The sequence below is a fragment of the Streptomyces sp. NPDC058877 genome (assembly GCF_042742855.1).
Lineage (GTDB): Bacteria > Actinomycetota > Actinomycetes > Streptomycetales > Streptomycetaceae > Streptomyces.
In genome coordinates, this window is sequence record NZ_JBHYMF010000024.1 from 23,129 (window position 1) to 35,790 (window position 12,662).

General features: G+C 71.1%; 13 protein-coding genes. 10 read left to right on the forward strand and 3 right to left on the reverse strand.

All coding sequences use genetic code 11. The features are described 5' to 3' along the window. The first annotated feature begins 2 nt into the window (after positions 1-2). From ACFW2Y_RS08505 to ACFW2Y_RS08525, 5 genes are read left to right on the forward strand one after another with little or no spacing between them, the layout of a single operon-like run. Complete coding sequence (locus ACFW2Y_RS08505; protein WP_384875482.1) at positions 3-539, forward strand: NADH-quinone oxidoreductase subunit J; 537 nt, start codon at positions 3-5, stop codon at positions 537-539. Beyond that, positions 536-841, forward strand: coding sequence for an NADH-quinone oxidoreductase subunit NuoK (locus tag ACFW2Y_RS08510; RefSeq protein ID WP_384875397.1), 306 nt, complete (start codon positions 536-538; stop codon positions 839-841). Before ACFW2Y_RS08505 ends, ACFW2Y_RS08510 begins: the two co-directional genes overlap by 4 nt. After that, on the forward strand, positions 838-2,685 hold the full coding sequence (locus tag ACFW2Y_RS08515; RefSeq protein WP_384875400.1) for a proton-conducting transporter membrane subunit: 1,848 nt from the start codon (positions 838-840) through the stop codon (positions 2,683-2,685). Before ACFW2Y_RS08510 ends, ACFW2Y_RS08515 begins: the two co-directional genes overlap by 4 nt. 5 nt (positions 2,686-2,690) lie before the next feature. Next, positions 2,691-4,196 (forward strand): NuoM family protein, encoded by a 1,506-nt coding sequence (locus tag ACFW2Y_RS08520; RefSeq protein ID WP_384875403.1) that lies wholly within the window; start codon positions 2,691-2,693, stop codon positions 4,194-4,196. A 5-nt stretch (positions 4,197-4,201) separates the two neighbouring features. Next, the gene (locus ACFW2Y_RS08525; protein ID WP_384875406.1) at positions 4,202-5,608 is read left to right on the forward strand and encodes an NADH-quinone oxidoreductase subunit N; all 1,407 of its coding nucleotides are present in this window, start codon (positions 4,202-4,204) and stop codon (positions 5,606-5,608) included. Between the two features lie 173 nt (positions 5,609-5,781). Here ACFW2Y_RS08525 and ACFW2Y_RS08530 read toward each other — a convergent pair whose 3' ends face one another. Continuing rightward, positions 5,782-6,243 (reverse strand): hypothetical protein, encoded by a 462-nt coding sequence (locus tag ACFW2Y_RS08530; RefSeq protein WP_384875409.1) that lies wholly within the window; start codon positions 6,241-6,243, stop codon positions 5,782-5,784. Between the two features lie 297 nt (positions 6,244-6,540). Between ACFW2Y_RS08530 and coaD the strand changes: the two genes are divergently transcribed. Then, positions 6,541-7,017 carry a pantetheine-phosphate adenylyltransferase gene (gene coaD, locus ACFW2Y_RS08535; RefSeq protein WP_384875412.1) on the forward strand — a complete coding sequence of 159 codons (477 nt, stop codon included), beginning with the start codon at positions 6,541-6,543 and terminating at the stop codon, positions 7,015-7,017. Between the two features lie 171 nt (positions 7,018-7,188). On the opposite strand, the gene ACFW2Y_RS08540 is transcribed toward coaD, so the two are convergent. Then, the gene (locus ACFW2Y_RS08540) at positions 7,189-7,485 is read right to left on the reverse strand and encodes a hypothetical protein (protein ID WP_384875415.1); all 297 of its coding nucleotides are present in this window, start codon (positions 7,483-7,485) and stop codon (positions 7,189-7,191) included. 471 nt (positions 7,486-7,956) lie between these two features. Continuing rightward, positions 7,957-9,222 carry a HEAT repeat domain-containing protein gene (locus tag ACFW2Y_RS08545; RefSeq protein ID WP_384875418.1) on the reverse strand — a complete coding sequence of 422 codons (1,266 nt, stop codon included), beginning with the start codon at positions 9,220-9,222 and terminating at the stop codon, positions 7,957-7,959. Positions 9,223-9,493: 271 nt separating this feature from the next. Here ACFW2Y_RS08545 and ACFW2Y_RS08550 point away from each other — a divergent pair, with 271 nt between their 5' ends. The 4 genes from ACFW2Y_RS08550 (at position 9,494) to ACFW2Y_RS08565 (ending at position 12,621) form a co-directional block, all read left to right on the forward strand. Beyond that, on the forward strand, positions 9,494-9,961 hold the full coding sequence (locus ACFW2Y_RS08550) for a universal stress protein (RefSeq protein WP_384875421.1): 468 nt from the start codon (positions 9,494-9,496) through the stop codon (positions 9,959-9,961). Between the two features lie 255 nt (positions 9,962-10,216). Continuing rightward, positions 10,217-10,756, forward strand: coding sequence for a PRC-barrel domain-containing protein (locus tag ACFW2Y_RS08555; RefSeq protein WP_384875424.1), 540 nt, complete (start codon positions 10,217-10,219; stop codon positions 10,754-10,756). Further along, the gene (locus ACFW2Y_RS08560) at positions 10,743-11,198 is read left to right on the forward strand and encodes a PRC-barrel domain-containing protein (RefSeq protein WP_384875427.1); all 456 of its coding nucleotides are present in this window, start codon (positions 10,743-10,745) and stop codon (positions 11,196-11,198) included. The genes ACFW2Y_RS08555 and ACFW2Y_RS08560 overlap by 14 nt, the downstream gene beginning before the upstream one ends. Before the next feature lie 85 nt (positions 11,199-11,283). Beyond that, complete coding sequence (locus tag ACFW2Y_RS08565; RefSeq protein WP_384875431.1) at positions 11,284-12,621, forward strand: SGNH/GDSL hydrolase family protein; 1,338 nt, start codon at positions 11,284-11,286, stop codon at positions 12,619-12,621. Positions 12,622-12,662 lie beyond the last annotated feature (41 nt).

A 12,662-nucleotide genomic window follows, 5' to 3' on the forward strand; every position in this document is an offset into this window, starting at 1 on the left:
TGATGGCCACGGTGGCGGTGGCGGGCGGGATCATGGTGTTCCGTTTCGACTCGATGGCACGGGCGACCTTCTCCCTGCTCACGGCCCTGCTGTGCGTGGGCGGGCAGTTGGTGGTGCTCGGTCTGGACTACCTCGGCATCGTCACCGTCCTGATGATGACGATCGAGATGGCCGTCATGGCCGTCTTCATGATCATGTTCATGATGAATCCGGCAGGCCTGATGCCGATGACGATGGTGCACAACCGGCGGGGCGCCGCAGTCCTCTGCGCCCTGACCTTCGCCCTGATGGTCACCGGGATCCTGCTCGCCCCGTGGCCCCGACGGCAAGGAGACGCCCCGGCCGATCCGACCCGAGACCTCGGGACCTCCCTGATGGGGCCGCAGATGCTCACCATGATGACCCTCGGCACGGCCCTGTTCGCCACCATCGTGGCCACGGTCGTCCTCGCGACTCCGCGCGGCCGGTACGACCGCTACGGTGACGACCTGCGGGCCGCCTCCCCCGAGGACCCGGTGCGCGGCGGGGTGGGCCGGTGAACCTGGAAACCTTCCTGGTCCTCGCCTCGGCCCTGTTCTGCATCGGGCTTTTCGGTGCGCTGACCCAGCAGTCCGTCGTGATGCTGATGATGGGGCTGGAACTGATGCTGGGCGGGGTCATGCTCGCCGCCGGCGCGGCCTGGCACTTCATCGCTCCCGCAGAGGCCGCCGGACAGGTGCTGATCGTGGTCGCCGTCACCGCCATGGCCCTGGAGATGGCGATCGGGTTCGCGGTCGTCACGGCCCTGTTCCGGTCCCGCGAGGTGGACATGACGGACGGTGCGGCGGAGTTGAGGGAATGAGCCCCTTGCTGTGGCTGCTGGTCCTGCTGCCACCGCTGGCCGGGACCGCGCTGCTCGTCACCGGGCGGGCGGCCGACCGGTGGGCCGCGGGCACGGCACTCGCGGTCGCCGCCGTGACGCTGGGCCTCGCCGTCACGGCCGCCGTCCGACACCCCGCGGCCCGGGCCCCCTTCCTCCAGGGACTGCCCCTCGGCCTGGCGGTGGACGGACTTTCCGGAGTGCTCGTCATCACCGTCGCCGCCGTCGCGCTCGTCGTCCTGCTGTTCAGTGCGGCGGAGTTCGGCGCTGCGGAGGCACGGGCGCGGTTCTTCGGCCTCATGCTGCTCTTCGCCGGGAGCATGCTGGTCACCGTCACCGCCACCACCCTCCCGACCCTCCTCCTGAGCTGGGAGGTCATGGGCGCCACCTCGTGGGCGCTCATCGGCTACTGGTGGCGCGAGCCCGCCCGTACGGCGGCGGCCGAGACCGCTTTCCTCACCACCCGCACGGCCGACCTGGGGCTCTACCTCGCGGCGGGGGCCGCCCTGGCGGCCGGCCCCGGTGCACTCGACCTCGACGGGCTCGTCCGGGCCGAGGACCCCTGGGCGTCCTTCGTGACGGCAGGGCTGCTGGTCTCGGCCTTCGGCAAGTCCGCACAGCTCCCGTTCAGCTTCTGGCTGTCCCGGGCGATGCAGGGACCGAGCCCGGTCTCCGCACTGCTGCACTCGGCGACGATGGTGGTGGCTGGCGCCTATCTGCTGCTGCGGACCGGGCCGCTGCTCGCCGCCTCCGGCTGGGGCGCGACCGCGGCGGCGTGGACGGGCGCGGTGACCGCCGTTGCCCTCGGGCTCGTCGCCATCGCGCAAACCGATCTCAAACAGCTGCTGGCCGCATCCACCTGTGCGCAGATCGGCTTCATGGTGATGGCGGCCGGAGTCGGGGCGACCACCGGCGGGACCCTCCAACTGGCGGCCCACGCAGCGGCCAAGAGCCTGCTCTTCCTGGTGGCCGGTGCCTGGCTGACCGCCTGGGGCACCCGGCAACTGTCCGAGCTCCGGGGAGCCGCCCGGTCCCACCGCACCGTCGGCGCCCTCTGCACGGTGGGCGCCCTGTCACTGGCCGGCCTGCCCCCGCTCTCCCTGTGGGCGGCGAAGGACGTCCTGCTGGCCGGCGCCCTCGACGACAGTCCGTGGCTGTACGCGACCGGCCTGGCGGCGGCCGTGCTCTCCGCCGCCTACAGCGCCAGGATCCTCCGCTTCGTCTGGAGCCCGCCGGTGCGACGCACCGGGGACGGTCCGCGGGTCCCCGGCGGTGCCGTCGCCCCGCTCGCGCTGCCGGCCCTCGGCTGCCTCGCGCTGACCCCCCTGGCGTTCCCCCCGCTGCGGGACGCGCTGAGCGAGTACCTCGGCGCGGGCGACCAAGCGGAGGCGAGGGCGGCGGAGTTCGTCCTGTCCGGAGCGCTCGCCCTGGTCGCCGCGGGCGCCGCCTGGGCCTGGGGCGCCCGCCCGGCTCCGATGCCCCGGGGGCTGGCGGCGTGGGCCGGGGACTGGCTCTCCCTGGAGCGTGCCGCCCGGCGGCTGTTCGTGGCACCCGCCCTTCGCGCCGCCGACGCCGCCGCGGTCCTCGACCACGTGGTGCTCGACCGCACAGTGGGCGCCACGGCCCGCGGCGCCCTCGCGTGCGCCCGATGGACGGCCCGCCGCGTCGAAGGAGCGATCGAATCCGCCGTCGAGGGCATCGCCACCACCGCCGGGCGGCTGGGCCGTTGGGCCCGCCTCCCACAGACCGGTCAGTTGCACCAGTACCTCGCCCAGGCCGTCGCCGCCTTCGTCCTCCTCGCCGTCGTCCTCGTCCTCGTGAGGTGACCCGCTTGCTCACCGCCCTCGTCTTCACCCCGTCCGCGATCGCCCTGTTGCTCCTCGCCGCCCCGCCCGCCGTACCCGAGCGGGTGCTGCGGGCCGTCTGGGTCACGACGACGGCCGGCGAACTCGGTCTGGTCATCGCCCTGTGGGCCGGATACGAGTCGACCGGCGGAACGCAGTACGAGCTGCGGGCCCGATGGATTCCCAGCGCGGGCGTGGGCTACCACATCGGCGTCGACGGCCTGTCGCTGCCGCTGCTCGCCCTCACCTGCTTCCTGTTCCTCGCCTGCTCGGTGTACTCGCTCCGCGAGAACCGGCGCCCTCGTCTGTTCGCCGCCCTCTTCCTCTTCCTCCAGACCACCTGTCTCGGCCTGTTCGCCTCGCTCGACCTCATCCTGTTCTTCGTCTTCTTCGACCTGTCGATCGTGGCGATGTTCTTCGTGATCGCGGGCTGGGGGCACAGCGGCGCACGACGGGCGGCGCTGATGTTCTTCCTCTACACCTTCGTCGGTTCGCTGGTGCTGCTGCTCGGGTTCATCGGCCTGTACCTGGCGGCTGCTCCGCACACCTTCGACATGGTCGACCTGATCCGGCAGGACCCGCTCGCCGGTCGCTCCGCGTACGCCGCGCTCGTCCTGCTCGCCATCGGGGTCGGCCTCGCGGTGAAGACGCCCACGTTCCCCTTCCACACCTGGCTGCCACCGGCCCACACCGAAGCGCCCGCGGCAGGCTCCGCGATCCTCGCCGGGGTCCTCCTGAAGATGGGAACGTACGGGTTCCTGCGCATCGCCATGCCGATGCTGCCGGACGCCTGGCGTCGCTACGCGGTCGTCATCGTCGTGATCGGAGTGCTGTCCGTCCTGCACGGCGCCCTGGTGGCCCTCGCCCAGACCCACTTCAAGCGGATGGTGGCCTACACCTCGGTGAACCACATGGGGTACATCGTCCTCGCGGTCGGTGCCGCCGCTGCCGTCGCCGACACCTCCGTCCAAGCACGCTCGCTCGCGGTCACCGGCTCGGTCACCCAGATGGTCAGCCACGGCCTGATCACCGGTGCCCTGTTCCTCCTCGCGGGCGCCCTGCACGAGCGGGGCCGGACCTACGAGATGACCGCCTACGGCGGGGTCGCCGCCCTCGCCCCCGTCTTCGCCGCACTGACCGGCGTGGCCGCCTTCGCCTCGCTCGGCCTCCCCGGCTTCTCCGGCTTCGTCGCGGAGTTCCAGATCTTCACCGGCTCCCTCGGGCCACGCCCCCTGGCCACCTCGCTCGCCGTGCTCGGCATCCTGCTCACCGCCGCCCTCTTCCTCCGCGCGCTGCGGCAGGTCCTGATGGGCCCGCTGCGCCTCCCCGAGGCGCCCGGCACCCCCCTCGCCTTCCCCGACCTCCGCGGACACGAGACCGTCGCCGTCGTGCCGCTGCTCGCCGCGGCCGTCGTCATCGGCGTCGCGCCCCGTTTCCTCCTCGACGTCATCGAGCCCGCTTCCCGTACGGTGCTGGAGCAGCTCACCCGATGAACCCCGTGAGCACGATGAACGAGAACCCCCTCGACATCCTCCCCGAGGTGCTGCTCACGTCCTCGGCGGTGCTCGGGCTGCTCCTCGGGTCGTGGCTGCCGCGCCGCCGCCAGTGGCTGGTGGGCCTGCTCGCGGCCGTCGCCGCCGGCGCGGGCATCGTGGTCTCGGCCCTCGCCGCGGTCCGCCCCGATCTGACCGCGTTCGGCGGCGCGTTCACCGTCGATCCGGTCAGCAATACGTCCCGGATCGTCGTCCTGGGCGCGCTCCTCCTCGTCCTCGCCCTCCTCGCCTCGCCCTTCCGGGCACACCCCCGCGAGAGCGAAACCCATGTGCTCCTCCAACTGTCGGCGCTCGGGGCCCTCATGATGGCCGGCACCCAGGACCTCCTGCTCCTCGCAGCCGGCTACCTGCTGGCAAGCATCCCCGCATACACCCTGGCGGGCTTTTGCAAGGACGGACCCGGCACGGAGGCCGCGCTCAAGTACTACGTGACCGGCGCACTGCTCGGCGTGCTCATGCTGGCCGGCATCACCGTCCTGTACGCCGCGGGGCGCGGCACCGGCTATCCGACGCTGGGGTCCTCGCTGTCCCGTGCACCGGACGGGCTGGTCAGCGCAGGGGCCGTCGGACTGCTCGCGGGCGTGCTGTTCAAGGCGGGGGCCGTTCCCGCCCACTTCTGGGTACCGGACGCCGTGCAAGGCAGCAGCCGCCCGGTGGCGGCCTTCCTGACCACGATCCCCAAGGTCGGCGCCCTGGCCGCCCTGTTGCGCCTCGGCGAGGGCGTGCTCGCCCACAGCGGAATGCCGTGGGCCGTCGGGATGTCCGCGGTGGCGGCGGCCTCGATGACGCTGGGCAATCTGGCGGCCTTCTTCCAGGACGACGTGAAGCGGCTCCTGGCGTACTCGACCATCAGTCAGGTCGGTTACCTCCTCATGCCGGTCGCCGTCGCGGGACGCTCCGATCTCGCCGCACCCGCGCTCCTGTTCTACGTGGCCGCGTACGCCGTCACGAACCTCGGGGCCTTCGCCGTGGTCTGCGCCCTCCCCCGAGCGACCCGGCTCACCGACTACCGCGGTCTCGCGCACCGCCGTCCACTGCTCGCCGCGAGTCTCGTCGTCTGTCTCCTCGGCCTGGTGGGCACCCCTCCGACCGCCGTCTTCGTCGGCAAACTGGAGGCGTTCACCGCTGCTCTTGACGGTGGCTACACCTGGTTGGCGGTCCTGGCCGCAGCGAACACCGTGGCCTCGCTCTTCTACTACCTGCGCTGGATCGTGCCGGCGGTGTCCCGGGGCGACGGTGCGGCCCTCGCCACGGGCGACCGGTCCGCACGCGGTGTCGCCTACGCGGCGGCCTCGTTCTCCCTGGGACTCGGCCTCGCCGCGGGACCGGTGCTTTCCGCTTTGGGGGCATGAGCGAAACCGCCTTCCCGTCCACGAGCCGGGCTGCGGCGATCCCGCCCACCACCAGGGCCGTGCTCATCGTCGAGCCTTTCCGACCCGTTGACGAGCCGGTCGGGTTGAGGGATTTCAGCAGTGCTGGATGACGAAGCTCCTGGCCGTTCAAGGACGAAGCCCGCACCAGCCCGTCACAGGTCCCGGAGCACGGGTGTCCTGAGCAGGCCCTCCAACCCGGCCCACTCGAAGAGACAGACGGTCAGCACGGCGTGATCCGTGGGGTCCGACAGCTCCCACTCACCGCTGAACGAACGGAATCCGACCTCCTCCCCCCGCTCGACGAGACGGAGGCCGAACGCGCGCGGCACGATCCGGACATCGATCGTGGGGCCCTCGTACGTGACCGATCGGCGGGAGCGCCGTAGCGCGGACCTGCCGGTCAAACGGAACGGATCCCCGTCCACCTCACCCTCGAAGCCCTTCCGGATCCGCCACCGCAACAGCAAGGGGGTCGCCACGAGCCGGTGGACCCTGAGCGCGGCTCCTCCGTCCCGCAGGGACACCGTCCAGCTCTCGACCGCATCGGCGTGGTCCTCCGGACGGATCCGTGGGCCGCGCTCCCTGATCAGGGTCACCTCGCCGCGGGGAGTCACACACCTCTCGTAGACCTCGGGAGCGACCGCCGGTTTCCCCCACTTCGCAAACGGAGTTTCACAACCCACATGAAAGTTGCCCACATGCGCCGCCTCTGGTCACTTCTTGATCCGGACCACTCCAGTATCGCGGGCGACACCACAGAACACCGCACGTGCGTACGAGTGCGCGCGGGAATCCGAACGGTCACGACGCCTTGCGGTCCGCTGCCCCGCATCGAGGGCGCGGGGCCGGTGGCGACGTTCGCCCGCCATGACCGGGAACCGCGGGACGGTCGCTTGTTACCCTCTCGCACCATGCGAGCGCTCTTCCCAGGATCCTTCGACCCGGTCACCCAAGGGCACCAGGACGTACTCCGGCGTGCTGCCCTCCTGTTCGACGAGGTGGTCGTGTGCGTGATGTTCAACGCGAACAAGACCGGTCGTTTCCCCGTCGCGGAACGGCTGGACCGACTCCGCGCGGCAGCAGCCGACTTGGGCAACGTCACGGTCGACTCCCACACCGGCGGCCTGTTGGTCGACTACTGCGGCCAGGTCGGAATCGACGTCGTCATCCGCGGGGTCCGCGGCGTTTCCGACCTGGACTACGAAATGCCGATGGCCCACATGAATCACGAACTGGCCGGAGTCGAAACGTTCTTCATCCCTGCGGACCCGGCCTTGGCCCACGTCTCTTCCACCCTCGTCACCACGGTGGGACGACAGCACCGCGCCCCGAACGGCGATTCGGCCGGGCGCCTTCCGACACCTGAGGGTGGCGACACGGGTCCCTGAAACGTGCCGCGTGCGGTGCGCGCCCTCCTCGCGGGGCGGCCCCGCACTCCGGCGCCGGAACAGATCAGGAAGCGTCGACGTACAGACGGCTTCGGCCTTCCGAGACGGGTGAAACGGCGTCAAGCACGCTCACCGGCAAAGTCGTCGATGACGACTGCGAGCGGCGTCTCGTCAGGAGTGCCCCACGTTCCGCAGCCCCGGGGCCGAGCCCTCGGCAGCAGGGCGAGTGCTCCTGCGATCTCCCGCCCCCCGTCCGGAACGACCCGGCCCCGCACGCCCCTCCCCGCGCCAGGACCAGCGGCGCCTCGCCGCACGGGGCCCGGCATCGGACGGCTCGGACCACGGCTCGCTGTACGCAAGGCCGAAGAAGAGGTTGCCCACCCCGCACGACAGCCCCCATCGCAGGACGGCCGGCTCCTGGAAGAGGCCGATGAAGAGGACCAGGAAAACCACGATCGCGATCGTCACCCGAACCATCCGAGAAAGGTGGAGGTATCGAACAAGCGCCTCGCGCGACCAACCGGACGAACGCTTCACTTGCCCCCTAGAGACTTGATCGCTTCGTGCTTCGTCCCCGTCGCCCCTGGTCGACGTGGCACGCCCCCATGGTAAGTGGCGCATCACCATGGTCACATCAGCAGCAGGCACGGGAGGCTCGACCGAGTCGTCGACTGTTGCCGCAGCCCCACCCGCCAACGCAACACCCGTGCTTCCAGGACCGTCTGTCACGGGGCTGACGGCAGCGCCCTCGGCGTCCCTGTCGGCCGCGCTGCGGACGGCACCGGCCCCGGAAACCCTCGCCCGTACGAAGGCAGTGGCCGGCACCATGCGCACCGACGGGGCAGCGGTCGCCGCGAAGCCGCTGATCGACGAGATCGGCCGGGAAGGAAGGACAGCCCCTGTCGATCCGGTGCGGCCGTGCGAACGCGCGGAGGCGTATCACAGACCCTTGCGGCGCCATCCGTAACGCCACGCCGCTCCCAGGCAGCCCTCCTCGTACAGATGGTCGGGCTGCCGCGGCGGGCCGAGACGACGGGCCGCCTCCACGCACCGCTCGTCGCCGTGGAGGGCGAGTCCGTACACAGCGGCGAGTTGGACCCGGCGGTTCGCGTCGTGCAGCGCGGCGGCCATGGCGTCGGTGAGGACGGGGTCGCGGTCCTTTCCCTCGGCAACGCTGTAGCAGGCGGCCTGCCGTACCTCCGCGTCCGGATCGACCATGAGCCGCAGCAATGCCGTGCGGACGTCGCCGAAGGAGGGAAGCGGCGGGGACCACCAGCCCAAGCCCTGCGCCACTGCCTGCCGTATTCGGGCATCGGGGTGGTCGAGGTGGAGCAGAAGGGCCGCCGCTGCACGCGGATCGGAATGCTCGCCGAGGGCGACCAGCACCTCGGTGAGCACGGCGAGGTCCTCCTCCTCGGCCGACCACCCGGTGAAGACTTCGAGGGCAGGGGCCGCGAACGTGTCCTCCTCGCTGTCGTCGAAGAGGTGGGTCAACCGCATCACCTCGGCGCCGAACAGCCGGTGGAACGGGTCCCGATGCGTCCGCAGCGCTTGGGCGGTCGTCCAGGTCTCCCGGTCGCGCCGGCCGGAGAGCAGGATGGTGACGGTCCCCCAGGCGACATGGCGCTGATGTGCGTGCGCCAATGCGCGGCCCATCAACTCCTCGAACGGAGTGTGCACGCCGAGCGTTTTCTCCAGTCGCGTGAGGATCGCCCCGTGACCGTCCCGGGCGGTCGTGCCGCCGAGGACGAACTCGCCGACGTCGTAGTACTCGTCGTCTTCGACGCGGGTCCGGACGACGGCGTCCCGGGAACCCGTGCGGTGTCGCAGTTCGGCTTCGACTCCCGTCTCCTGCCAATGACGGGCGAGGTCCGCCATCTCCAACAGCTCGGCCTTGGAAGGGCACTCCCGGATGATGCCGTCCAAGAACAGCTCGACCAGCGCGGGCGAGCCCGAGTCGACCGCCTCGCGCAGCGACGGCAATTCCTCGGGCACACACCGGGAGGCATCCGCACCGTGCTGGAGCAGCAGTTGGGCGACGTCCCCGAAGGACGAGCGAACCGCGAGGGAGAACGCCTCGTGCAGCACCTCCCGGTCGTCTTCGTCCCAGAGCAGGGCCTTCAGCAGCTCCGCGTCCCGTGCCCGGACCGCGGAGAGCAATGGGGCCCCGCGGTTCTCGTTCTCCCCACTTCGATCCACGTCCATGCTCCCGCTTCCCCCCCACCACGTTCTCGCGGCTCGCCCCATTGAACAGGAACGCACGGGGACGCGCTCCGGGGCAGGCGGCGGTCCGGTTTCCCCGCGGGGCGAGCCCAGCACATCGACGTCACCGCGCGTGAGGGTGCCGGGCGGTGCGTCACAGCCAGGGCGCCGGACGATGGCCGTCCAGCCGGATATGAGGCCATGCTCTGGGTAGGTAACCACAAGAAAACACTTTTAATGCCTTTTGTCGGATCTGGTGAAGGGGTGACCGGGCATGCAAGCCGAAACGGGCCCTCACAGGAGGGTCGTCGTGGGCGTCGACGGATCCCCCGCGTCCCATGCGGCACTGCGGTGGGCCGTGGACTACGCACGCATGGCCGGAGCGCACGTCGAAGCGGTGGCGGCCTACGACGTGCCGGGGGCGACCGGATGGTCCGCCCCGGCGGTGGATGCCGATCTTGACGCCGAGCAGGCGCGGACCATGCTGAGCAGCGAGATCAGTACGGGCCTCGGCACCGCCCCGGACGTACCGGTGGAGGAGCACGTGGTGCGGGGCAATGCCGCTCAGGCACTGATCGCCGCATCGGAGGGTGCCGAACTGCTGGCCGTGGGGAACCGGGGACGGGGTGGCTTCGCCCGGCTGCTCCTGGGATCGGTGAGCCAACAGTGCGCGCTGCACGCTTCGTGCCCCGTCGTCATTCTCCGCGCGCCGGAAGAGGCTTCCGAAGCGGCGGATGCGTAGCGCCGGGCGCGGACCGGCCCGGCAGTGGCTTCCCCCGTTGCCACGGAGGGCATCCGTCGACGGACCTGGAAGGGGTGTCCCATGGAGTGGTGGGCATGGCTGGTGATAGCCGTGGTCATACTGATCGTGATCGGGGTGTCGGCGCTCGTGACCCAGGCCAGACGCCGGCGCGGTGGAGTGATCGTCGATGAACAACATCGGCCCCCGGGGCGGCGATGAACGATGAACGCTTTTCTCACGCGGGCGGGAGACGTCGTGAGCCGTCCCGTGCTGACGTTGCACGGCGATGCGATCGCCCAGGTCAAGGATGTGATCGTCGATCCGGAAACCGGCAGTGTCCGGGCCTTCACACTGAGCGGGCGGGGAATGCTGTCCGGTCCCCTGAAGGAGGCGGTTCCGTGGAGCGCCGTCCACGCCCTCGGCCGTGATGCCGTGATGGTCGCCGATCGTGACGCACTGCGCGAAGGGGCCGGAACGGCGTCTGACTCCGAGGGCGGCACCAACATGCTGGGAACGCGCGTCCTCACGCAGGAGGGCGAGGACGTGGGGAAGGTGACCGACGTCGTGCTCGACGTGACGACCGAGGAGGCGAGACTGGTCGGCTACGAGGTGCGACTGGACCGGCACGGCGAGGAGGGGACCGTCCTCATACCGGTCTCCGCTCCGGTCGTCGTCTCGGCGGAGAACGTGCTGGTGCCCGCCGCCGCACTGCGCTCCACCACCGACGACCTGGCCGATTTCCGGAAGGCGGCGGGCGGCCCGCACGAGGAAGGTACGGACGATGCTGAGCAGTGACCTGGACGGTCGTCGGGTCGTCCTGGTGAGCACCGGCGAGACCCTGGGGAAGGTGACCGGATTGCTGTTGAGTCCGGGACCCGCCCGTGTACAGGCGCTCCGGATCCGCACCGGTGCCCATCTGATGACCGTGCCGTGGGGCACGGTTCAAGCGTGCGGGCCCGACGCCGTGATGGTTCGCCGTGCGCCGGACGCCGACGAACGCGTTTCTGGTGGTGCCGCCGAGGCAGCCCCCGGCGACGCGATGGGTAAGTCCTTGGTGACGGACCAGGGCGACCGGCTCGGGGAGGTGCGTGACGTCGAGTTCGATCCCGCGGACGGGAGCCTGCTGGCGCTGCTGACGGCCGGGGACGCGTTCCACGGGACACAACTGGTCGGGGTGGGGGACTTCGCGGCCGTGATCACCAGTGATGCGGTGGACGACGCGAGCGCGGCGGACTGACGACGAGCCCGTAACCACCGGGCGCCGGCGGGAGCACCCGGCCCGGTGGAGGGTGCTTCCGGCCCGTGTTCTGGGGCTGGCGGCGGTGTCGGTCCTTTCCGTGTGGCTCGCGGTGCGCCTCACCCCGCCACAACGGGTCTCCGTCGGTGGACAGACCGTCCACCTCTCCGTCACGGGGCCGTGGGCCCACTGGACCGGGCCCGGGACGCTCGTCCTCTTCGGTCAGGACATCCCCACCACCGTGGCCTTCCACGGTCCGCTCCGGCCCCGCCTCGCACTGACCGAGATCACGTTCGGGCCGGAGCTGGACCAGCTCGTGCGGGAACCGAGCGGCTCCGCCGCCGAGGTGGGAAGACGACTGGCGGAAGGATGGTTCCGGTACGCCCTGTGGCAGACGGTGATCGCCGCGGGCGTCGCGCTCGCGATCCTGGTGGCCGTGGCCGTGCTCAGACGCCTGCCGGTCCGGTCGGCCGTTGTGCTGGCCTGCGCGGGAGTGGCCCTGGCGAGCGGCCTCAGCGCCGTCGGCTCCCTGGTGCTCGCCAAGGACACGCCGAAGGTGCTGCGCTCGATCGACTCGCTGGAGGGTCTGGTCGGTCGTGCTCCCCCGGCACCCCTGCCGCCGCCCGAGGGGCCTGCCGCCGGGGACGTCCACCTGATCGTGCTGGGCGACTCGACGGCCGCCGGGTCGGGGAACGACCCCCTGGAGGATCCCACGGCTGAGGACCGTGCGTGCCGACGGAGCGCGGACGCGTTCTCCGAGTACCTGGAACGCCTGCGGGAACGCCCGGTCCTCAACCTCGCCTGCTCGGGCGCCACGATCCGTGACGGTCTGCTGGAAGCCCGTACCGTCGGCGGAACGACGGTCCCGCCACAGCTGTCCGAGTTGCGCCGGGCCCCGGGGGCGTCGGCGGTGACCGTCAGCATCGGCGCCAACGACGTCCGATGGGCGGCGCTCACCCGACTGTGCACGACCCAGCCACAGTGTGGGGACCGTGCCACGGACGCGTTCTTCGACGCCCAGCTCACCCGCTTCTCCCTGGACTACCGCGAGCTGCTGCGGCGACTCGCCGCACTTCCCGGGTCCCCCCACGTCGTCATCACCGAGTACTACGACCCCTTCGGCGAACGGGCGGACTGCCTCGGTGGGGAGGGCATCACCCCGAACAAGGCGCGCGTGCTCCGCACGTACCTGGCGAAGCTGAACGCCGTCCTGCGGGAAGGTGCCGAAGCCGCCGGATTCTCCACCGCCCGTCCTGACTTCACCGGGCACGGTCTGTGCAGCGGCCAGCCCTATGTGCAGGGCTCCACCGAGCAGGCCCCGCTCCACCCCACGGCCACCGGGCAGCTGGCGATCGCCCTGGCCGTCCAGCGGGCCCTCCTCCAGCCGTCACCCGCCCCGGCCGGAACGCACACCGCGCCCTGAGCGGGTGGCCCTCGCCGTTTCGGGTAGGTGTCGGATGTACG

Coding starts and splice junctions, on each gene's coding strand:
- ACFW2Y_RS08505 (WP_384875482.1), top strand. CDS start 3: ATGGCCACGGTGGCGGTGGCGGGCGGGATCATGGTGTTCCGTTTCGAC.
- ACFW2Y_RS08515 (WP_384875400.1), top strand. CDS start 838: ATGAGCCCCTTGCTGTGGCTGCTGGTCCTGCTGCCACCGCTGGCCGGG.
- coaD (WP_384875412.1), top strand. CDS start 6,541: ATGCGAGCGCTCTTCCCAGGATCCTTCGACCCGGTCACCCAAGGGCAC.
- ACFW2Y_RS08545 (WP_384875418.1), bottom strand. CDS start 9,222: ATGGACGTGGATCGAAGTGGGGAGAACGAGAACCGCGGGGCCCCATTG.
- ACFW2Y_RS08550 (WP_384875421.1), top strand. CDS start 9,494: ATGCAAGCCGAAACGGGCCCTCACAGGAGGGTCGTCGTGGGCGTCGAC.
- ACFW2Y_RS08560 (WP_384875427.1), top strand. CDS start 10,743: ATGCTGAGCAGTGACCTGGACGGTCGTCGGGTCGTCCTGGTGAGCACC.